The 22,224-nt window shown below is 73.1% G+C and carries 15 protein-coding genes; 8 read left to right on the forward strand and 7 right to left on the reverse strand.

All coding sequences use genetic code 11. The features are described from left to right. Positions 1-451 precede the first annotated feature (451 nt). On the forward strand, positions 452-1,849 hold the full coding sequence (locus ACZ4UX_RS17770; protein ID WP_465707333.1) for a hypothetical protein: 1,398 nt from the start codon (positions 452-454) through the stop codon (positions 1,847-1,849). A gap of 70 nt (positions 1,850-1,919) precedes the next feature. Here ACZ4UX_RS17770 and ACZ4UX_RS17775 read toward each other — a convergent pair whose 3' ends face one another. From ACZ4UX_RS17775 to ACZ4UX_RS17805, 7 genes are all read right to left on the reverse strand, one after another. After that, entirely contained in the window at positions 1,920-2,879 is a 960-nt protein-coding gene (locus ACZ4UX_RS17775) for a carbohydrate kinase family protein (RefSeq protein WP_465707334.1), read from the reverse strand. A gap of 52 nt (positions 2,880-2,931) precedes the next feature. Continuing rightward, positions 2,932-4,194 (reverse strand): AGE family epimerase/isomerase, encoded by a 1,263-nt coding sequence (locus ACZ4UX_RS17780; protein ID WP_465707335.1) that lies wholly within the window; start codon positions 4,192-4,194, stop codon positions 2,932-2,934. A 194-nt stretch (positions 4,195-4,388) separates the two neighbouring features. Continuing rightward, positions 4,389-5,423: a LacI family DNA-binding transcriptional regulator gene (locus ACZ4UX_RS17785; RefSeq protein ID WP_465707336.1), complete on the reverse strand. Its 1,035-nt coding sequence runs from the start codon at positions 5,421-5,423 to the stop codon at positions 4,389-4,391. A gap of 279 nt (positions 5,424-5,702) precedes the next feature. Then, on the reverse strand, positions 5,703-7,670 hold the full coding sequence (locus tag ACZ4UX_RS17790; RefSeq protein ID WP_465707337.1) for a glycoside hydrolase family 5 protein: 1,968 nt from the start codon (positions 7,668-7,670) through the stop codon (positions 5,703-5,705). A 211-nt stretch (positions 7,671-7,881) separates the two neighbouring features. Then, entirely contained in the window at positions 7,882-9,840 is a 1,959-nt protein-coding gene (locus ACZ4UX_RS17795; protein WP_465707338.1) for a glycoside hydrolase family 5 protein, read from the reverse strand. A 250-nt stretch (positions 9,841-10,090) separates the two neighbouring features. Continuing rightward, entirely contained in the window at positions 10,091-11,254 is a 1,164-nt protein-coding gene (locus ACZ4UX_RS17800) for an ROK family protein (protein ID WP_465707339.1), read from the reverse strand. A 332-nt stretch (positions 11,255-11,586) separates the two neighbouring features. Then, on the reverse strand, positions 11,587-13,227 hold the full coding sequence (locus ACZ4UX_RS17805; RefSeq protein WP_465707340.1) for an ATP-binding cassette domain-containing protein: 1,641 nt from the start codon (positions 13,225-13,227) through the stop codon (positions 11,587-11,589). 321 nt (positions 13,228-13,548) lie between these two features. On the opposite strand from ACZ4UX_RS17805, the gene ACZ4UX_RS17810 reads away from it, so the two are divergent. From ACZ4UX_RS17810 to ACZ4UX_RS17840, 7 genes are all read left to right on the forward strand, one after another. Continuing rightward, a complete protein-coding gene (locus ACZ4UX_RS17810) occupies positions 13,549-14,805 on the forward strand; it encodes a hydroxymethylcytosylglucuronate/cytosylglucuronate synthase (RefSeq protein ID WP_465707341.1) in 1,257 nt (418 codons plus the stop codon). Positions 14,806-14,877: 72 nt separating this feature from the next. Continuing rightward, positions 14,878-15,867, forward strand: coding sequence for a cytosylglucuronate decarboxylase (blsE, locus tag ACZ4UX_RS17815; protein ID WP_329486278.1), 990 nt, complete (start codon positions 14,878-14,880; stop codon positions 15,865-15,867). Continuing rightward, positions 15,855-16,943 carry a CGA synthase-related protein gene (blsF, locus tag ACZ4UX_RS17820; protein ID WP_465707342.1) on the forward strand — a complete coding sequence of 363 codons (1,089 nt, stop codon included), beginning with the start codon at positions 15,855-15,857 and terminating at the stop codon, positions 16,941-16,943. Before blsE ends, blsF begins: the two co-directional genes overlap by 13 nt. A 178-nt stretch (positions 16,944-17,121) precedes the next feature. Further along, positions 17,122-18,288: an arginine 2,3-aminomutase gene (blsG, locus tag ACZ4UX_RS17825; RefSeq protein ID WP_465707343.1), complete on the forward strand. Its 1,167-nt coding sequence runs from the start codon at positions 17,122-17,124 to the stop codon at positions 18,286-18,288. Further along, positions 18,285-19,466, forward strand: a complete 1,182-nt coding sequence (locus ACZ4UX_RS17830; RefSeq protein ID WP_465707344.1) for a DegT/DnrJ/EryC1/StrS family aminotransferase — start codon at positions 18,285-18,287, stop codon at positions 19,464-19,466. The genes blsG and ACZ4UX_RS17830 overlap by 4 nt, the downstream gene beginning before the upstream one ends. Beyond that, a complete protein-coding gene (locus ACZ4UX_RS17835) occupies positions 19,463-20,704 on the forward strand; it encodes an ATP-grasp domain-containing protein (RefSeq protein ID WP_465707345.1) in 1,242 nt (413 codons plus the stop codon). Before ACZ4UX_RS17830 ends, ACZ4UX_RS17835 begins: the two co-directional genes overlap by 4 nt. Positions 20,705-20,785: 81 nt before the next feature. Continuing rightward, positions 20,786-22,177 carry an MFS transporter gene (locus tag ACZ4UX_RS17840; protein ID WP_465707346.1) on the forward strand — a complete coding sequence of 464 codons (1,392 nt, stop codon included), beginning with the start codon at positions 20,786-20,788 and terminating at the stop codon, positions 22,175-22,177. Positions 22,178-22,224 lie beyond the last annotated feature (47 nt).

Consider the following 22,224-nt stretch of genomic DNA (forward strand, 5'->3'; position numbering starts at 1 on the left):
CGGTCGCGCGATTCTGCACAGTGGGCGACCGGGGGCGGGCGGGCTGTCCGGGGTGGGGGTCGGGACGGGGCCGGGAAGGGGGTTTCGCCGCTGGTCAGCGGCCGGCCAGCCGCCCGTGGGTCTCGCGGGGGTGGCGCCCGGATACCGTTGGGCGAACCCGAAGTTGCCTGGACATGAAGGATCAGGCTGTTGGTCCATGAGGGTAGTTGGGACTATTCCAAACAGGGGTCGGGCGCGATAACCTACGGGCCAGTAACCGAACTCCGGTGAACCTGCCGCCCGCGTGACTCCCTCCGCGCCCTGGCCATCATCCAGAGCGCCGATCCGGCATGCCGTCAGGCGCCGGACGGGAGTGGGCGGCACCCGCACGAGGCCTGAGCCCGTACCCGGGAATCGGCCCGCACCACTCCTGCACCGCTCCCTTCACCGTCTATCGAAGGCGACACCCCACATGTCCGTACGTACGTTGGCGCTGCCCACCATCGCGGCGTCCACCCTGCTGGTCTTCTGCGGCTGCGCACTGCCCGCCGCAGCGTCCGCCGCCCCCGTGCCCACTCCGGCCGCGGCCGCGCCGGTCTCCTCCACTCCGGTACAGGGCACGGTGATTGACGCTCCGGCAGGTACCGGCGACACCAAGGCCACGATCGCCACCCCGAACGACTCCGGCGCCGCCGCACCGGCCCCCACCCCCGCCCTGACGCTCAGCTCCTACGACGCCTCGACCGGCAAGGCCGTCCTCGCCACGCCCGCCGGGAAGCCCGCGGACGCGGCGAAGGCCGCCGCCGACATCCGGCCGGGCCAGCTGATCGACAGCCCGCCGACCGCCGGCGCACCGCACGGCGCGCTGGTCGCCGTCACCGGTGTTCAGCAGTCGTCTGACAACGTTGTGACCGTCACCACCCGCCCGGCCACCCTGCCGGAACTGCTGGGCAAGACGGACGTCAACCTGAAGGCCTCGGTCAGCCCGGCGTCGATCTCGGTGCAGCCCCTGGTCAAGGACCTCAAGGTGGCCTACAACGTCACCGGCATCACCGGCGGCAACGGCTCGGTCTCGGGCGGCCTCGGCCTGAGCGCCGACACCACCGTCCCGCTCTCCGACGGCTCCTCCGCCACCCTGGCCGGCTCGGTGGAGCTCAACCCCACCGTGGACTTCAACTACCAGGGCGGGTGGGGCATCCTCGCCCCGCAGACGGCCCGGGTCGGCTTCAAGCTCGGCGCTCACGCCGACTGGCGCGTCGGCGCCAAGCTCAAGGCCACCGGCTCCCCGATCAAGATCCCGATCGCCACGCTGAAGGCCAGCCCCGTGGTGTGGGTCGGCGTGCTGCCCGTGGTGGTCAACCTCAACTTCACCGTGTCCGCCGTCATCAGCGCCGACGGCACCGTCACGGTCGACTCCGAGCAGCGCTACGACGGCAGTTGGGGCGTGCACTCCGACTACGTCAACGGCCGGGGCTGGACCACCACCACCGATCCCAGCACCTCCACCGTCACACCCGTCAAGCTCAACCTGGTCGGCAACGCCTCGGTGAAGAGCGGTCTGGAGGCCCAGGCCTCGGTCGCCCTGTACGACGCCGTCGGCGTCCGGGCCTCCGTCCAGCCCTACCTGCGCACCGTCGTGAAGGGGTCCGTGGTCCTCGACGGCAGCGCCGAGGCCCCCGTGATCAAGGGCTCGGCGAAGCTCTACGGCGGGCTCGACGTCAAGGGTGAGCTCTTCGCCCGGATCGCCATCCTCGGCACCACCCTGGCCGAGCGGGACCTGCCCTTCCTGAACTACCACAAGGAGTGGCCGATCCAGAACTGGCAGACCGGTGCCGGTGCGGCACCGCTGGACGGCGCCACCGCCAGCTGACGTCACCTCAGAAAAGGCCTGCGGCCCCCGGGTTCCGAGGAACCCCGGGGCCGTTCGGCCGCCTCTGGGATCAGGCACCGGCGCCCGCCCCGGCGCCCGCCACCGCGGCCTCCCGGTGGTCGGCGAGGTCCCCCGCCGTGGGCGGGTTGGCACCGGCGCGGGCGCAGGTGAACGCGGAGACCAGCGCCGCCTCGTCCAGCAGCTCGGCGAGGACACCGGTGCCCAGCCCGCGCAGCCGGTCCGCGGCGGCGGCCCCGAGCAGCCCGCGCCGGCGCAGGCCGTCGAGCAGCCCGGAGGTGAAGGCGTCACCGGCACCGACGGTGTCCACGACCTCGACCGGCACCGCCGGGCGCTCCACGGCGCCCGCGCGGGACACCCCGTACGAGCCCGCCGGCCCCCGGGTGACCACGACCAGGGCCGGCCCCAGGGCGAGCCAGTAGCGCGCCACCTCGGCGGCGTCGCGTCCGGGGTGGAGCCAGCGGAGGTCCTCGTCGCTGACCTTGACCACGTCGGCCATGGCGACCAGGTCCTCGACCGCCGTCCGCGCGTCCTCGGGGCTGCCCATCAGGGCCGGCCGGACGTTGGGGTCGTACGACACCGTGCAGCGCCCCCGGGCCTGCGCCACGAGCCGCCGGACGACGGACGCCCCGGGCTCCAGGGTGGCCGCGATGGAGCCGGTGTGCAGACACTCCGTCCGGACCGGCAGGTCGTCCGCGCTCAGCCCGGATGGGAGCCGCCAGGCGAGGGTGAATTCGTAGCTCGCCGCTCCGGTGCCGTCCGGGCGCGCGATCGCGACACTGGTCGGGTGGTCGTCCTCGGGGGTCCCGAGGAGCGCGACCCCGCTGCCGGCGAGGTGGCCGACCAGCATCGCGCCGTAGGCGTCGCGGCCGTGCCGGGTGAGCAGCGAGACGGGGTTGCCCAGCCGGCCCAGGCCCACCGCGACGTTGCCGGGGCTGCCACCGGGACAGGCGGTGGTACCGCCGGGGGTTTCGACCAGGTCCATGATGATCTCGCCGACGACGGTGATCATGTTCGTTCCTCTCAGGAGTGGCGGAGGCGGCGGGGCGGCCGCCCGGCGCGCGTCAGGCCCGGCGGCGCAGGGCCTCGGCCATCGCCGGCGCCACCGGCAGACCGGGGATCAGGGTCGCCTGCACCGCGTGGTAGGCGTCGGCCTTGCCCGGCCACACGGTGGCGGCCGGTTCGTTGCGGACGTTCAGCTCGTGGTGCCAGCTGCCGCCGTCCCGGTCGAGGAAGACCTCCTCGGCGTGCTGCCACCAGGTGCGGTAGCACTCGTCGTACCGGGGGTTCCCGGTGACCCGGTGCAGGACCGCCGCCGCGGCGACCGCCTCGGCGAGCACCCAGTGCATGCGGGCCCGGACGACCGGCTTGCCGTCCCAGTCGACGGTGTAGACGAACCCGGGCTCGCCGTCCACCTGCCAGCCGTCGCGGACGGCGGCGGCGAAGAGGGCCTCGGCCGCCTCCAGCAGCCAGCCGGGCGGATCGGTCAGGCTCGCGCGCAGGCCGAGCAGCAGCCGCGCCCACTCGAACCAGTGACCGACCGTCGCGCCGAAGGGGCGGAACGGGTCGTCCGGGCGGTCCTCGTTGTACTCGTACAGCGGGGACCAGTCGGTGTCGAAGTGCTCGACCAGGCGCCAGCCGGCCGCACGGGCGTGCTCGTCGATCACATGGCCGGCGATCCGCAGGGCGCGCTCGTGCCAGATCCCCTGGCCGGTGACGTCGCCCGCCGCGAGGAACGCCTCGACCGCGTGCATGTTGCTGTTGGCGCCGCGGTAGGCCTCGCAGTACTCCCACGGCAGGTCCCAGGTCTCCACCAGCCGGCCCGCGGCCTCGTCCCAGAAGCGGTGCTCCACGACGTCGAGCGCGCGCTGCAGCAGCGCCGCGGCCCCGGGGCGCCCGGCGGCCGTCGCACTGGCGGCGGCCAGCACCACGAAGGCGTGCGCGTAGGCGGCCTTGTCACCGGTGAGCGGGTCGCCCGCGTGGTCGATGCCGGTGTACCAGCCGCCGTTCCGGTCGTCGTGCAGCGGACCGGCCAGGGCGGCCAGGCCGTGGTCGACCAGCTCCGCCGACCCGGCGTCGCCCAGGAGGTGGGCGAGGGCGAAGACGTGGGTCATCCGGCAGGTGATCCAGGTGTGGACCGGGCCGCGCTCGTCGACCGATCCCCGGTCGTCGAGCCATCCGAAGCCGCCGGCGTCCAGGACGGAGCCGGCGGCGAACCACAGCAGCCGCTCCCGCTCGGCGGCGAGCCACTCCGGGTCGCCGGGCCCGGCGGGAGAGGGGGGCGCGGTGGGTGCCGACAGCGGCGTGAAAACCGGCTCAGTTGACATCGTTCTCCTCGAAGAGCACAGCCGTGAACTGGGGCATCGTTCACCCCCGGGTACCATCCTGGCCAACTGATGACAACGATGTCAATCGACGGCGGAATTGATCGGAGAGAGAGGAGAGGAGAGAGGAGACCGTCGACACCGCCTCAGGTGCGGGTCCGGCCGCCGGACCCGCGCCCGGGCACCGCGCGAGGGCGTCAGCGGGGCAGCTCTCCCGAGCCGCGCTGGATCAGACGGGTCGGGATCTGGAGCCGCTGGGGCTGCGCCTGCTCGCCGTCCATCCGCCGGAAGAGCAGGTCGGCCGCCATCCGCCCCATCGCGGTCGGGTCCTGCGCGACCACCGTCACCGGCACGGGGAGCATGTCGGCGAGTTCGAAGTCGTCGAAGCCGACCAGCGCCGGGTGCGTCCCGCGGGTGGCCAGGTCGCGCAGGACGGCGACGGTCGCCCGGTTGTTGCCGCACATCAGCGCGGTCACCGGCTCGGGGCCGGCCAGCATCCGGTCGAGGGCGAAGCGGATGCCCAGCGGGTCGGGCCGGCCCATCGCCACCCAGTGCTCCCCCGTCCCGCACCCCGCGTCCGCCATCGCCTCGCGGTAGCCGGCCAGCCGCTCGGCGGCGGTGTAGATGCCGGGGGCGTCACCGAGGTAGCCGATCCGGCGGTGCCCCTGGCGGATCAGGTGACCGACCCCGTCCGCCACACCACCCCGGTTGTCGGCCAGGACGGTGTCCACCGACAGTCCCGCGGCGGGGCGGTCGACGCAGACCACCGCCGTACCCGCGGCGAGCTCGCCGGCCAGGTAGCCGTGGTCGGCCGAGGTCGGCACGAGGATCAGCCCGTCGACCCGGCGCTCGCAGAACTCCAGGGCCAGCTCCTCCTCCCGAACCGGGTCCTCGACGGAGGAGGCGGTCAGCAGCAGCGAGTCGTGCGCGCGGGCGATCTCCTCGACCGCCCGGCCGAGCTGTGCGTAGAACGGGTCGGCGAGGTCCTCCAGGATCAGGCCGATGCACCGCGTCCGGCTGCCCTGTCGCAGCATCCGGGCACCGTCGTGACGGCGGAAGCGGAGCTGCTCGATCGCCGCGCGGACCTTGGCCTCGGTCTCCTTGCTCACGCCCGGCTCACCGTTCACCACGCGTGACACCGTCTTCAGCGCCACGCCCGCGACGGCCGCCACGTCCTTCATGGTCGGTCGCCCGGAGGGTTCCGGCCTGACGCGCTCCGCTCCGACTGGCATGACGAGACCGCCTCTTCCTGGACCTGGGTGCTACCAGCTGGATAGTAAGTCCACCAGGGTAGATAACCTTGCCGAAGGGTGGGCAACCGGGTCTGTCCCGCCCCTCCGGATCCGGCCACGGCCTGGGGCGCGGGCCCTCGGCGACGGCGGAGAGGTCGGGAAACGGTAGGACCTCCGTCCCCCGGAAGTCTCCGGGCCGGGGGGCACGGAGGTTCCGGGGGACGGAGGTCCCGAGCGTCGATGAAGCCGATCGGCCCCGAGGCGGGGCCGACGGGCGGGTCACTTCAGCGGGCGGCAGAGCAGCGCGTCGGGGACGCCGTGCTCGTTCCAGCGCCAGGTCATCGCGACGCCGGCGATGTACTCGTCGTCCTTGCACTGGCCCTTGTAGTAGCCGGCCGCCCAGTCGCTCTGCACCGACCCGCCGGTGGTGGGCCGGTTGTCCCCGTGGTCGAACCAGATGGTGCGGCCGCCGGTCGGCAGCGGCTTGGCGGAGGGGCGGCAGAGCAGGGCGACGATCGAGCCGTAGACGCTGTAGCCGGCGGCAAAGGTGTTGTCCGGGCACTGGATCTTGTTGTAGCCGTAAGCCCAATCGCCTTCGGTGACGTACTTCTCGCTGTTGACGGCGGTCCAGTCGCCGGTGCCGGCGGCGGGCTGGTTGGCGTCGGTGCACAGACCGGTGCTGTTGCTGCGCCCGAAAGCGATCAGGCGCTCGCTGTCCGGGCAGACGGCCTTGTCATTGCCGGGCGACCAGTCGGACTTGGCGCGCATGGTGATCGAGAGGTTCTGGTCACCGCCCGAGAGGCTGAGCATGTTCCAGTGGTTGACCTGGTCGACCTGGCCGGTCCTGCCCTGCGCGTTGACGATCTTGTTCCAGTCGTCGACCCGCCAGTCGCCGCCGTCCTGGAGGCCGTAGCGCTTGCCCTTGGCGTCGTAGGAGATCAGCGCCCAGTTGTCGTTCACCTTGCCGTTCGCGTCGGCCCAGCCAACCAGCGGCCACATGGCGAAGTCGGTGTCGTTGTTCACCAGGATGTCGGTGAACCGGTCGAACCAGTCCTTCTCCTTGGCGTTGTCGGACCCGCGGCCGGCGGCGCCGAACTCGCTGATCCACACCGGAGCGGTGAAGTGCTGACCCTCCTGCGTGACGAACAGCGCCTGGTCGTGGACGGTCTTGACGAGGTCCGCGGGGCTGAGGTCCTGGTAGCGGGGGTCGTTGGTCTCGCCGTTCTGCCAGCCGCCGGTCGCTCCGGTGTGGTTGGGGCCGGTGTAGCCGTAGAAGTGCGCGGCGTACACGAGCTTGTTCGACTGGATCAGGCTGTTGGACATTGTGCGCACCGGGGTGAGCATCGGGCGGCCGTGGCTGAACATGCCCTGGGGGATGCCCTGCCAGTTGATGCCCTCCATGACGATCAGCATGTCCGGATCGGCTTCGAGGATCTTGTTCCCGGCGTCCTCGAACGCCTTGTACAGGTCCTTGTCGTTGCCCCAGCCCCAGTTGGGGTCGTCCCAGGTGTCGCGGCGGACCTCGTTGCGCAGGTCCGCGCCGACCACCCGCTTGTTCGCCTTGTAGCGCTTCGCCAGGAACACCCAGTCGTCGATCCACTGCTGGGTGGACTGGCCGCTGTTCCACCGCTCGTTGCCGTCGAGGCCACAGCAGAAGCGGTAGGTGGTGGTGTGGTTGTTGAGGATGACGGCGAAGCCGTCCGCGGTGAGCGCGGCCACCACGGCGTCGTAGACCTCCAGCGGGGTCTTGCCCTTGAGCTGCGGGTTGGCCGTCACGGCGGAGTCCGGCACCGCGGTCTTGTCGTGGATCATCGCGTTGGCGAACGGCAGCCGGACGCTGTTGATGCCCAGGCCGTGGAAGTCGGACATCAGCTGGGCCATCGGCACCCGGTCCAGCCCGAGCGGGATGTTGTGCGACACCTGGCGTGCCTGGTTGTTCGCCGGGTCGTTGACGTCGCCGGAACCCTCCCAGGTGCCCTGGGCGCCGGCCCAGTTGGCCGCCTTCAGCTTGAACCGGTCGCCCTTGGCGTCGACGATGTAGCGGCCCTGGGTGCTCAGCGGGCCGGTCCACGACGCGGCGAGCTGCTTACCGGTCAGCACGGGCGCCGTGACGGAGGAGGCCGTGGCGGCGGTGGCCGGCACGGCAGCGGGCACGCCCGCGAGGACGAGGACCGCCGCGGCGATCGCAGCCGGCAGAAGACGGTTGACGGATCGCCTGACGGCCGGAGTCGTACTACTGGACCTCATGGTGCTTTCCCTCCAGGGGTGGGGGACGGTGGCGTCCCGGTGGGGAGTGGTGCGACCGTGGATCGGTGCGGTCCGACCGTAGGGCGGTCCGGTGTCCCGGGGGCGGCTCAGCCCTTGAGGACGCTGGTGGCGCGTACCGCCGAGGGGCGAGTGGAAAGGACGGTCCGCCCGCGGTGAGGTCTGCCGGCCCCACCGCGGGCGGACCGGCGGGTCACTTCAGCGGGCGGCAGAGCAGGACGTTGGGGACGTCGCCCGTGTGCGCGTACCACGCGTTGCCGATGCCGGCGAGGTACTCGTCGTCCTTGCACTGGCCCTTGTAGTTGCCGGGCGCCCAGTCGCTCTTCGCCGAGCCGCCGGTGGCGGGACGGTTGTCGCCCCGGTCGAACCAGACGGTGCGGTTGGTGGTGGACAGCTCCCCGGCGGCGGGTGCGCAGAGCACGGCCTTGATGGGCCCGTTGGCGCTGTAGCCGACGACGAAGCTGTTGTCCGGGCACTGCAGCTTCCGCTGGCCCGACGCCCAGTCGCCGTGCTTGACGTAGCGCTCGTCGGTGACGGTGATCCACTTGCCGTCGGCCTTGACGGGCTGACCCGCGTCGGTGCAGAGGCTGCGGTTGGAGCTGCGGGCCAAGCCGATCAGCCGCTCGGTGTCGGGGCAGTTGCCCTTGCGGTTGCCGAAGCTCCAGTCCGCCTGGGCACGCATGGTGGCGGAGAGGTCCTGGCTGCGGTCGAGTATGTTCCAGTGGTCGACCTTGTCGACCTGGCCGGTCCTGCCCTGCGCGTTGGCGATCTTGTTCCAGTCGTCGACCCGCCAGTCGCCGCCGTCCTGGAGGCCGTAGCGCTTGCCCTTGGCGTCGTAGGAGATCAGCGCCCAGTTGTCGTTCACCTTGCCGTTGGCGTCGGCCCAGCCGACCAGCGGCCACATGGCGAAGTCGGTGTCGTTGTTCACCAGGATGTCGGTGAACCGGTCGAACCAGGTCTTCTCCTTGGCGTTGTCGGACCCGCGGCCGGCGGCGCCGAACTCGCTGATCCACACCGGAGCGGTGTAGTGGTACCCGGCCTCGGTGACGAACAGCGCCTGGTCGTGGACGGTCTTGATGAGGTCCGCGGGGCTGAGGTCCTGGTAGCGGGGGTCGTTGGTCTCGCCGTTCTGCCAGCCGCCGCTCGCTCCGGTGTGGTTGGGGCCGGTGTAGCCGTAGAAGTGCGCGGAGTAGACCAGCTTGCCCGACTGGACCAGGGTGTTGGAGAGGTTGCGGACGGGGGTGAGCATCGGGCGGCCGTGGCCGAACATGCCCTGGGGGATGCCCTGCCAGTTGATGCCCTCCATGATGATCAGCATGTCCGGGTCGGCATCGAGGATCTTGTTGCCGGCCTCCTGGAAGGCGGCGTACAGGTCGTGGTCGTCGCCCCAGCCCCAGTTGACGTCGTCGTTCCAGTCCCGGCGGACCTCGTTGCGCAGGTCCGCGCCGACCACCCGCTTGTTCGCCTTGTAACGCTTCGCGAGGAACACCCAGTCGTCGACCCACTGCTTGGTGGACTGGCCGCTGTTCCACCGCTCATTGCCGTCCAGTGCGCAGCAGAAGCGGTAGGTGGTGGTGTGGTTGTTGAGGATGACGGCGAAGCCGTCGGCGGTGAGCGCGGCCACCACGGCGTCGTAGACCTCCAGTGGGGTCTTGCCCTTGAGCTGCGGGTTGGCCGTCACGGCGGAGTCCGGCACCGGGGTGGTGTCATGGATCATCGCGTTGGCGAACGGCAGCCGGATGCTGTTGATGCCCAGGCCGTGGAAGTCGGACATCAGCTGGGCCATCGGCACCCGGTCCAGCCCGAGCGGGATGTTGTGCGACACCTGGCGTGCCTGGTTGTTCGCCGGGTCGTTGACGTCGCCGGAACCCTCCCAGGTGCCCTGGGCGCCGGCCCAGTTGGCCGCCTTCAGCTTGAACCGGTCGCCCTTGGCGTCGACGATGTAGCGGCCCTGGGTGCTCAGCGGGCCGGTCCACGACGCGGCGAGCTGCTTACCGGTCAGCACGGGCGCCGTGACGGAGGAGGCCGTGGCGGCGGTGGCCGGCACGGCAGCGGGCACTCCCGCGAGGACGAGGGCCGCCGCGGCGATGGCGGCGGGCAGGAAGCGGTTGACGGACCGTCTGATCGACGGGGCCTCGGTGGTGGATCTCATGATGCTTTCCCTCCAGGGGTGGGGGACGGGTGTCCCCGGTGGGGGTGGTGCGGCGGTGCGGCCGGACCGTAGGGCGGTCCGGTGACCCAGGGGCGGCTGCGGGTCGTGATGGGGAGTACGGCTCGTCGTCCGACGTGGCCGGTTTTCGCCGTGGGCGGCCGGCGGTGCGACGGGCGCCGGCGGCTCGGTGCGGGTGCTCGGTGCGGGTGCTCGGGCCCCCGGCGGGTCGGGAGCGGGGTGGGGACGCCCCTCAGGGGAAGAGCGCCTGGATGCCCACGACGGCGCCGCCGCGGGCCCATTCGTCCCAGGGGAGGGGACGCAGGGTCAGCGGGCACTTCGCGGCCGCCTTGAAGCAGTGCGCGGTGTAGGCCTCCTTGATGTGGGTGCCGAAGAGGTCGTAGGTGTCGAGCCCTTCGCCGGTGACGACGACGCGCTCGGGCCCGACGAGGCTCACCAGGGTGGCGATGCCGGTCCCGATGGCCCGGCCGGCCCGGACGAAGGCTCCCCGCGCGGCCCGGTCCCCGTCGCGGGCGAGCTGCACGGCGCCGGCGAAGTCCAGCTCCGGGTCGTCGACGGCGCGTCGGACGGTCCGGAGGATGGCATCGCTGGAGGCGATGGCCTCGACGCAGCCGACCGCGCCGCAGTGGCAGCGCGGGCCGGCCGGATCGACGCCGATGTGCCCCATCTCGCCGGCGACCCCGTAGGCCCCGGTGACCAGCTCGCCGTTGACGACGATGCCGGACCCGATCCCCGCTCCGATGGTGACCAGGGCGAAGTTCTCGGTGCCGATGCCCTCGCCGAACCAGTGCTCGGCGACGGTCAACGCCTTGACATCGTTGTCCACCGTGACCCGCAAACCGGTCGCGGCCGCCACCGTCTCGGCGAGCGACACATCGTGCCAGCCCGGGAGGACGGAATAGCGGACGCGACCCAGGCGGCGGTCGACGTCCCCGGAGACCGCGATCCCCAGGTGCCGGGTACGTTCCCTGAACTCGGGTTTGGTGTCAAGGAGTTCGGCGACCAGATCGACCAGCAGCGCACAGACGGCCGCAGGGCCGCGGTCGACCCCGAGCGGACGGCTGACGGTGTCGGCGCACCTCCGTGCCCGGAGGTCGCAGACCGTGGCGTGGAGCGCATCGGCGCTGATCTTCACACCGACGAAGAACTCACGACCGGCGGTGACGGCCAGCGGGTTGACCGGACGACCGGCCCCCGGCGCCGTGCGCTCCGGGGGGAGTTCGTGCAGGTAGCCGTCGATGAGGAGCGGCCTGGCGGCCTTGGTGACGGCGGTGGACGACAGGCCGGTACGGCGGGCCAGCTCGACCCTGCTGAGCGGGCTCTCGGCCAGCAGCATGGCGAGGACGGCGGTCTCGGCAGGCGCGGAGACCAGCGGCTGCGAGTGATTCGGAAACACGGCGGCAACGTACTCGCAATTAAATAACTTTGTCCAGTATTGATTTTCGGCCACTCGCGCCCTACGCTCTGGCCACCTTCTCCCCCCGGGACCCGCCCGTTCCCGCCCCGGGGGCGGGGCGCCGCACCACGCCCCGCCCTTCGGCCGGTGACGTGCCGCCCGGGTCCGCGCGACTTTCGGCGTACGGAGATCAACCTGCCGGACATGGACGGCAGGGCGGGTTTCCCATCGGTCTTCCCATCGGCCGTCCCGCCGGCCTTCCGGTCGGCCTTCCGGTCGGCCGGGCACAGCGGGTCGCGCCGCCGGGCGCGGCCGCCGCGGGCCGGCCGGGGTCAGCTCCGGACGCGGCTGACCCGCCCCTCGTCCCAGACCGGTTCGTCGGCCTCGACCACCCGGCCGTCCGCCCGGAAGACCAGGAAGCGGCTGAACACCCGGGCGAACCAGCGGTCGTGGGTGACCGCCACCACCGTCCCGGTGAACGCCGCCAGGGCCTCCTCCAGCGCCTCGGCCGAGATGAGGTCGAGGTTGTCGGTCGGCTCGTCCAGCAGCAGCAGCGTCGCCCCGGCCAGCTCCAGCAGCAGGATCTGGAACCGCGCCTGCTGGCCGCCCGACAGGGTCTCGAAGTTCTGCCGGCCCGCGCCCGCCAGCCCGTACCGGCTCAGGGCCGACATCGCGCGCTCCAGGTCCAGCCCGGGGCGGTCGCCCTCGCCGGCGCCCAGGATCTCGGCCGGCGTCCGGCCGGCCCACTCCGGGTGCCGGTGCGTCTGGGCGAACAGCCCGGGCCGCACCCGTGCGCCCAGCCGGCACTCGCCGGTGTGCGCCACCGTACCGGCCGCCTCCCGGCCGGCCTCGTCCAGCAGGCGCAGGAAGTGGCTCTTCCCGGACCCGTTCGACCCGAGCACGCAGACCCGGTCCCCGAAGAACACCTCCAGGTCGAACGGCCGCATCAGGCCGCTGAGTTCGAGCCCCTGGCAGGTGATCGCCCGGATGCCCGTCCGGCCGCCGCGCAGGTCCGGCGCGACCCGCTGGCGGCGCGGCGGCGCGGGCGGCGGCCCGGCCTCCTCGAACTTCGCCAGCCTGGTCTGCGCAGCGTGGTAGCGCGAGGCCATCTCGTCGCTGATCGAAGACTGCTGACGCAGCGTCCGGACCAGCTCCTTGAGCTGCTCGTGCTTCTCGCTCCAGCGCTGCCGCACCTCGGCCGCGCGCTGCCAGCGGGCCTCCCGGGCCTCGGCCCAGGTGGCGAACCCGCCACCGTGCGTCCAGGCCGTGCCGCCCTCCAGGGTGACCACCTGGCCGGCGGTGCGGCTCAGCACCTCCCGGTCGTGGGTGATCAGCAGCACGCCCTGCCGGGTCTGGGCGAGCTGCTCCTCCAGCCAGCGCTTGCCGGGCACGTCGAGGTAGTTGTCCGGCTCGTCCAGCAGCAGCAGCTCGGCCGGGCCCCGGAGCAGCGCCTCCAGGACGAGCCGCTTCTGCTCGCCGCCGGACAGCGTCGCCACCTCGCGGTACTGGGCCACCTGGAAGGGCGTGCCGAGCGCGGCGACCGTCACGGTGTCCCAGAGCACCTCGTAGTCGTAGCCCCCGGCCTCGCCCCAGTCCACCAGCGCCTGCGCGTAGCGGAGTTGGGTGGGCTCGTCGTCGGCCTCCATCATCGCGAGCTCGGCCGCGTCGAGGGCGGCCGCCGAGGCCCGCAGCGGCGGTGGCGCGACGGTGAGCAGGAGGTCCCGGACCGTCCGGTCGTCGCGCAGGCTGCCGATGAACTGCGGCATCACCGCGACCGCGCCCTGGCTGCGGAACGACCCCCGCTGCGCGGGGAGTTCTCCCGCGAGAATGCGCAGCAGGGTGGTCTTGCCCGCGCCGTTGTCGCCGATGAGCGCGACGGTTTCGCCCGCCGGTACACGGAACGAGACGTCGTGGAAGAGCTCGCGACCGTCGGCGAGAACATGCCCGAGACTGGCGGCTTCGAGGTAGCCCATGCGCGGATTGTAGCGGCCGGACACTCGGTGGGCGATCCATTTTCGGCGACGCCTGCGGAGCGGGCTCGTCCGCCCTGGTGGATCATCAACTCCCGTTCATCGGATCATCGTTAGTCGCTCGATCGCGTAATTCACTCGCAAGTCGGAATGCCGGATAAAGGCCTTGTGCCATTCCGTGATCTGCGGAACGGTTGTACCCGAAGGACGCGGAACCGCAGGGCGGGCGTGATCTCCCTCCGGCGTTCCCCGTGTTCGTCCGCGCCGCCGCGCTCCTTCCGATTCCGACCCTGTCGGCCCTGCCAGGAAGGCGAGAGATATCCCATGCCGTCCGATCTCGCTTCGCACTCCGACCACCACAGCTCGCGGTCCGGTCCGGCCACCGTCGCACTCGTCGGCGCGGAATTCGGCTGGGGCAGCTCGGGGAAGCTCAGTGCCGTGCTCTCCGCCCTGCGGGACCGGCCCACCCCTCCCCTGCGGTTCGTCGGGCTGGCCTCGGGGCTGGGCCGCCCGCTGCTCGCCGAGCACGCGGTGGACGCCTGGCACGACCTGCCCGCCGATCCCGGGCGACTGGCCCCGGCCGTCGAGGAGTTCGTGCGGTCCCAGGGGGTGCGGGCCGCCGTGGTCGTGCTGGACGGCGCCGCCGCGACGGCCCTGCTGGCGGCCGGGGTGCCCACGGTGTTCGTCGACAGCCTGCCCTTCCTCTGGTCCGAGGGCGACCGGGCCGCGCTGCCGCTGGACGCCACGGTGTACTGCGCGCAGAAGAGCGTCGAGCTGCCGCCCGAGTGCCTGGACGTGCTGGCCGACGCCCGGGCGCTGCGCTGGGTCGAGGCGGTCATCGCCGGGCCCCGCGGCCCGGATCCGGCGACCGGCCACCGCCGCACCGGCCCCCGCCGTCCGTACCGGAGGGCGCTGGTCAGCCTGGGCGGGCTGCGCGCGCCGACGCTCGGCGATCCGGAGCACTACCCGCGCCTGGTCGTCCCCGCCGCCCTGGAGGCCCTCGCCGCCCACGGGGTCGAGGAGGTGCACATCGCCGGCAACCTGCCCGCCGAGCTGGCGGGCCGGCTGGTCGACGAGTCGGTCGCCCCGCCCCGGACGACCACCGGCCCGCTCGGCCACGGCGCCTTCCTGGAACGGCTGGCCGACAGTGACGTCCTGCTGACCTCGCCCGGGCTGACCACCCTCCTGGAGGCGGGCGGCCTGCGCGTCCCCACCGTCTGCCTGCCGCCGCAGAACCTCAGCCAGATCTTCAACGGCCGCTACCACGGCCAGGCGCTCGGGGCCCCGCTGCGGGTGCTCTGGCCCAAGGACGTGCTCGTCGAGGCGGAGGCGCTGGCGCTGCGCTCCGAGGGCGAGGACCACGCGCTGGAGCTGATCTACGACTCGATCGGGCGGGCCGCGCTCGGCGACGACCGCCCGGCCGTCCGCCACGCCCTGCGCGACGGCGTCCTGGAGGCGCTGCGCCGGTCCACCGCGGTCCACGACTGGGGCGCGCTCACCACCGCGGTCGGCACCGGCGGAGCGGTCCAGGTGGCCGACGCCCTGCTCGGCGTCCTGGCCGCACCGGACCGGCCCGTCTGACCGCCCGCCCCGGGCGCACCGCCCGTCACCCGCCCCACCCGTCCCGTGAGTCGTCTGGAAGGTCCCCCCTCCGTGCGTGCACGTGATCGCTACCTCTTCATCCGGATCCTGGAAGCCTGCAACGCCGACTGCTTCATGTGCGAGTTCGCACTCTCCCGCGACACCTTCCGCTTCTCCCGCGAGGACTTCGACGACCTGCTGCCCAAGGCCCGGGCGGCCGGCGTGGGCTACGTCCGGTTCACCGGTGGCGAGCCGCTGATGCACCCGCACGTGGTGGAGCTGGTCCGCTCGGGAGCGGCCGCCGGGATGAGGATGTCCCTCATCACCAACGGGTCGCTGCTGCCCCGGATGGCCGCCCCGCTGGCCGCGGCCGGCCTGGCGCAGGTGATCGTCAGCCTGGACGGTTCCTCGGGCGCCACCCACGACGTCTACCGGCGCTCGCCCGGGATGTTCGACAGCGGGCTCGCCGGTCTGCGCGCCGCCGCGGAACTCGGCGTGCTGCCCCGGGTCAACACCGTCGTCGGACCGCACAACTACACCGAGATGCCCGCACTGCAGGAGGTCCTGACCGGGGCGGGGGTGCGCCAGTGGGAGCTGTCCGCGCTCAAGCTCGACCGCAGCATCACCTACCCCGACGCCGACCACGTCCGCAGCGTCTGCGATCCGATCTACGACGCCGATCCGGCCGCGCTGCTCGTCCCGATGGGCAAGCGCTTCTACGGCGACACCCCGCAGGAGCAGGAGCGGTACTTCGCCGACTCCGTCACCCCGCGCGCGGCCGAACCGCTCTGCCACGTCGCGGACGACGTCATCTACGTCGACGGCAAGTACGGGCGGATGTACGCGTGCAGCTGCATCCCGCACCGGGAGGGCGACGACGGGCCGGGTGGCGCCCCGCTGCGGGAGCAGGGGGTGATCCAGCTGGACACCCCGGTCTTCCGGGCCCACGCCGAGTGGTTCCGCGAACGCGGTCCCGCGGTGTGCAACGGGTGCTCCACCACCGCCGCCGGATACAGCGACGACGTGGCGCGACTGGGGGCGGTGGGCCCGTGGCACTACTGAGCTCCGGTCGGCAGGCTCCGGCCGCACCCGACCGACCGGCACCCCTGGGCCCCGGCACCGACCCGGCCACGCCCACCGGGCGCGCGCCCGCCGGCTCGGGGTCGGCGGCGGCCCACGGCGCGCCGCACGGCCCCCGCGTGCTGCTGAGCGCCCGACCGGACCAGCTGGACTCGACGCTCGCCCTGCGGCGGGTGGCCGCCCACCTCGGCGACCTCCGTCCGGTCGGCGCCGCGGACGTCGATCCGCCGCCGGTCGCCGCACTGGTCTGCGACGACGTGGCGAGGACGGAGTACATGCTGGGCCTGGGCGTGCCGGTGGTGCACCTGATCTCGGGCCACCCGGTCGGCGGCCCGCCGACCGAGCACCTGCCGGCCGGCACTCCGGCGGCCGACAACCCGGCGGTCGACGCGCCGCCGGAGCGCGCCCTGGGGCGGGTCCACCGGCCCGGGTGGCTGCCGGAGGCCGGGCCCGCCGCCCGGGGCGTCCGGCCCACCGGAGTGCTCGCGCCGCAGCGCACCGGCCGGAGCCGGTCCCGCTCGGGCACCCTGCTGCTGCTCTCGCTCTGGCGCGTACCCGCCGCCGAGGCGGAGGCCTTCGCCGGGGCCGCGCTGCCCGCCCTGGTGGCGGCCGCGCTGCACCGCACCGGGAGCTGCACCGTGGTCGCCGACACCGGGCTCGACCTGCTGCGATCCGCACTGGGCGGCCTCACCGGGCGCCCGGGCCTGCGGCTGGGCCGGGCCGCCGAGACCGACCCGGACGCGCTGCACGCCGAGGCCGCCGTGTTCCTGGCCTCCCCGGTGCTCGGGGCGCTCGCCCTCGCCCAGGCGCGGCGGGCACCGCTGGCCCTGCTACCGGCGCTCGGACCCGCCCAGGGCGCTCTGGCCGAGCAGCTCGCCGGCGTCCTGCCGCTGCCCTCGGCCGAGGATCCCGCGGATCCGGGCCTGTGGGCGCAGTCCGGCGCCGGCGGCGCACCCGCCGCAGGCCCGTGGCACCTGCTCGACCCGGCCCTGGACGACCTGCGCGGCGCCCAGCGGGTCGCCCGCACGCTGCGCCAACTCGCGCTGGCTCCGCTGTGAGCCGCCGCCCGCCCCGATCCGCGCCCCGGACCCCATCCGGGCCCCGGCCCCGTCCTGATCCCCACACCCCGTCAGCCCGCCGGTCCGGCCCCACCCGTCCCGGCCACCTCCACAGCCCCACCCTCAGCACCCTCAGCACCACCCTCACACCCGTCGACCGCGTCGTACTGGAGCCGCCATGTCCGACACCCTTCGCGAACCCACGGCTGTCACCCGCCCCGAACTGATCCGTCCCAGGGTCCCGGAGAGCGACTGGGACGACTGGCGCTGGCACATGCGTCGGCGCATCACCACCCTCGACAAGGCCCGTCAGTGGATCAACCCGAGCCCCGACGAGGAGAAGGCCATCGCCGGGGTGGCGGGCAAGTACCGCTGGAGCGTCACCCCGTACTACGCCTCGCTGATGGACCCGGACGATCCCAGCTGCCCGGTCCGGCAGCAGGCGGTGCCCGCCCTCGGCGAGCTGATGGAGTTCCCCGGCGCCGAGGTGGACCCGGTCGGTGACACCTTCTACCGCAAGACCAACCGGGTGGTGCACAAGTACCCGGACCGGGTGATCATGCTGATCACCGAGGCGTGCCCGGTCTACTGCCGCCACTGCACCCGCAAGTTCCACACGACCGACGTCGACGGCACCTACTTCCGCGACGACGAGGGCGGTTCCTACGACGAGGACCTCCGCTACATCGCCGACCACCCCGAGATCCGGGACGTCCTGCTGACCGGCGGCGACCCGCTCTCCTACCAGGACGGCAAGCTGGAGGAGATCATCGCCGGTCTGCGGGCGATCCCCAGCGTGGAGATCATCCGGATCGGCAGCCGGTTCCCCGTGCTGCTGCCCCAGCGGATCACCGACGACCTCTGCTCGATGCTCGCCAAGTACCACCCGGTCTGGCTGAACACCCACTTCAACCACCCGAAGGAGATCACCCCGGAGGCCGCGGCGGCCGTCGACCGCCTGCTGCGGCACGGGATCCCGGTCGGGAACCAGACGGTGCTGCTGCGCGGGATCAACGACGACATCGCCACCATGCGCACGCTGATGACCGAGCTGCTGCGGATCCGGGTCCGGCCGTACTACCTGTACCACTGCGACAACGTCACCGGGGTCTCGCACTTCATGACGTCCGTCGAGAAGGGCTGGGAGATCATGGCCGGCCTGCAGGGCCACATCACCGGGTTCGGCGTCCCCCAGTACGTCCTCACCACGAAGATCGGCAAGATCCCCATCCCGCCGCCCTCCTACACCCAGATCCCCGAAGGCCTGCTGCTCCGCAACCACCGAGGCCAGGAGATGGTCGTCGACGGTTCCGCGCAGCCGATCACGGAGTCGGACACCGCATGAGCTCACTCGACAAGCGGCTCGGGCAGCGCTTCCTGCCCTACGGCGCGAACTACCTCGACTGGTCCGACATGTCGGAGCTGCGGAAGGTGATCGAGCACCAGGTCCTCTTCCGCTACCAGACCGAGAACGAGAGCATGGCCTCCCGGCTGGAGCGGACGGTGGCCGAGCGGCTGGGCGCGGGCCACGCGCTGGCCGTCCACAACTGCACCGAGGCGCTGCGGCTCGCACTGATCTCCACCCGCCCCGCCGTCGGGGATCTCGTGTACATCCCCGCGGTCACCTTCGTCGCGGTGGCCGGCGCGGTGCTGTCCTGCGGCCTGATCCCGGTGCTCGTCGACGCCGACGACTCGCTCTCGATGGACCCGACGCTGGTGCCGCCCGACGCGCAGCGGGTGATCGTCGCCCACATGGAGGGCACCGTCGCCCCGCTGCCGGCCGGGGTGCCGTACCTCGTCGAGGACTGCGCGCAGTCGCTCGGCGCCCGCTTCCCCGACGGCCGGCAGGTCGGCACGGCGGGATACGCCGGGACGTTCAGCTTCCACCACAACAAGGTCCTCACCTCGGGCGAGGGCGGCCTGCTCGTCACCAACGACGAGGGCGCCTGGTCGACCATGCGCTGCTACCACGACCACGGCTCGGCCCGGGTGCCGGGCCACTACCCGACGTGGAACCAGGACGCCCACTTCGGTGAGAACTTCGTGACCAGCGAGCAGGTCGCGGCCGTCCAGTGCCAGCAGTTCCGGCACCTCGACGAGCTGCTCGCGGGGCTGGAGCGGATGTACGCCATCGCGATGGGCGAGCTGCCCGACCGACCCGACCTGGAGGTCCGGCCGCGGGCCGCCGGCGACGTCAAGGTCAGTCTGCGGTTCCGCTGCGAGAGCCGGGAGTTGCGGGACGCGGCGGTGGCGGCGCTCAGCGCCGCCGGCATCGCCAACTGGACGCTCGGGAAGTACCTGCTGCCCGACCACCCGGTGCTCACCGGCCGCCGTTCGCTCTACCGCGACGGCTTCCCGTGGAACCACGCCCCCGACGCCCCCCTGGCCCTCAGCCACGACGGCTTCGCCCGGACCAGGGACGTCCTGGACCGCACGCTGTGCGTACCGCTCTCCCCGGAACTGCCCGAGGAGGAGCAGGCCCTCGCGGCCAAGGCCGTCCGCCAGGTGCTGGAGTCGGTGTGAACGACACCGAGGTGCTGCTGATGGTGGACGACCGGCCGTCCTCCTTCACCCGCTACGCCGCCCGGGAACTGGCCGACCGGCTGGTCCTGCTGCGGTTCGCCGAGACGCGCCAGGACCTCTCGGAGGACTACCTCCTCGAAACCGCGCACCTGCCGGCCTTCTGGGTGCGCGAGGGCGCGGCGCCGGCCCAGGAGGCGCAGCGGTACCGGCAGTGGGCGGCGGGGCTGCCGGTACCGCCCACCCGGTTCTGCAACCCGTCGGAGCCCCGGCAGGCGGTGGCCCAGCGGTTCGCGGCGCTCGCCGGCCTGCCGCACCTGACGGAGCAGCAGGTGACCCTGGTCCGGGACAAGGCCGTCATGAAGGAGCGCTTCCGGCAACTCGGGCTGCGGACGGCGGAGTTCGCCCGGGTACGGTCGGTCGCCGAGATCGGGCGGTTCGCCGAGCGGCACGGCTGGCCGGTGGTGCTCAAGCCGGTGGACTCGTTCGCCTGCGTGGACACCTACCGGCTGGCCGGGCCGGGGGACCTCGCCGGGATCGACCTCGGCGCCCGGCGCTGGATGGTGGAGGAGCACCTCGGCGGCACCGAGTGGGAGGTGTGCGCGATCGTGCTCGGCGGCGAGGTGCTGGACGCCTGGCCGAGCGCGATGCCCTGCCGCCCGCTGGACATCGTCGACGGCGCGATGAACGCCAACATCAGCGTCGGCACCGGCGACGGGCCGGCGGTCGACGTGCGGGCGCTGGTCCAGCGCGTCATCACCGGGATGGGCATCGACCACGGGTACGCCCACATGGAGTTCTTCCTGATCGACGGCGAGGTGTACGCGGGCGAGATCGGTGTCCGGTTGGCGGGCTGCGAGATCCCCGCCAACCACGGGCACGCGTACGGCTTCGACGTGTTCGGCGCGACGCTGGCGGTCTACCTCGGCCGCCGGCCGGAGCTCGACTACCGCGAGCGCCGCTGCGCGGGCGACCTGCTGCTGCCCCTGCCCGGGTCCGGGACGATCCGCCGGATCACCTCCCGGGAGGAGCTCCTGGGCCTGCCCGGGGTGGTCGACGCCGTCCTCAAGGTCGGTGCCGGTGACCGGGTGGCGGCCCGCCGGGCCTCGCACAACGCCTCGGGGTACGCCCATGTCGTGGGAGGGTCGGTTTCGGAGGTGGAGACCCGGATGCGCGAGGTGCTCGACCGGTTCACCATCGAGGTGGTACCGGCCCGGGAGGCCGATGCCGTCCCCACCTGACCCCGCCGGGCCGGCCGCCCGCGCAGCGGCCCGGCGCCCGACTCCGCCGCCCCGTACGGTTGTTGAACGGAGACCGACCGCGTGACCTTCCCCTCCGGCGGCCTGCCCCGTCGCTTCCTCGACCTGCTCACCCGACCCCTGGTGGCCGGGCCGGCCTGGTGGAGCGTGGTCTCCAGGCTGCCGGTCTACCTGATGTCGCTGGCCCTCGTCCTGACGGTCCGTGAGCAGGGCGGCGGCTACGCCCAGGCCGGCCTGGTGGCCGCGCTGTACACGCTGGGGATGGCGCTCGGCAGTCCGCTGATCGCCCGCCACCTCGACCGGCGCGGGCGGGCGGCGGTGCTGACCGCGACCGCCCTCGCCTACCCGGCGGCGCTCACCGTGCTCGTGTGGTTCACCCACCCCGGTGGCTGGGCCCAGCCCGCCGCGGCGGTCGTCGCCGGGGCGGTGCTGCCGCCGGCGAACGCCTGCATGCGCTCGCTCTGGGCGCGGCTGCCGCTGCGGGAAGAGGAACGCGAGACGGCCTACCTCTGGGAGGCCCTGCTGACCGAGGTGCTGGTGATCAGCGCGCCACTGATGCTGGCGGCGCTGATGCTGGTCGGCTCGGCGGGCCTGGCGCTCACCACGGTCGCCGTGATCGGCGGCCTCGGCACGCTGGGGCTCGCGCACACCCGGCTGCCGGTCGGTACCGAAGCCGCCGTCACCGAAGCCGCCGTCACCGAAGCCGCGGTCACCGGAGGCCGCGGCCCCGAAGCGGCCGGTACCGAAGGCCCCGGCGCCGCCGGCACCCGTGCCGACGGCGCCGGCACGGCCCACCATGACACCGGCCCGTCCCGGTCCCCGGCCGCCGACGGACCCGCCGACCGGAGTGACCCGCGCCGGCTGCTGGGCCCCCTGCGGGAGCCGGCGCTGCTGGCGCTGACCGCCGTGATGGCCCTGTCCGCGGTGCCCATCGGCCTGCTGACCCTGGCCATCCCGGCCTTCGTCGACCGGCACGGGGCTCCCGGCGGCGCCGGGGTGGTCTACGCGTGCTGGGGGGTCGGCAGCGCCGTGGGCGCCCTCTGGCTCGGCCGCTCGCAGTCCGAGGTGACGCCGCAGACGCGCTTCCCCCGGCTGCTGCTGGCCTACGCCCTCGGGACGGGTCTGACCCTGCTCGCCGGTTCCCAGCTCGGCCTCGCGCTGGCGCTGGCCGTGGGGAGCGCACCCATCGCGCTGGTCTCCGCCACCGAGATGACCCTGGTGAGCACAATCGCCGACGGCCGGTCCCTGGCCGAGGCGTTCACCTGGGCCTCGCTCGCCACCGTCCTCGGTGACGCGCTGGGCCAGCAGGCCGGCGGGCTGCTGATGGACCCGCTCGGGCCGCGCGCGGTGTTCGCCGTGGCGACCGGCACCGCCCTGGCGGCCGCCGCACTGGCCTTCGCCTGCCGGGGGTTGCTGACCCGGCGGGCGGCGCCGATGGTGGAGTGCGCGGTATGACCGCCGGACCCGCCGGCCGCGGCCCGCCGGCCGCCCGCGCAGCGCCC

This window comes from Kitasatospora sp. NPDC028961, from assembly GCF_055564815.1.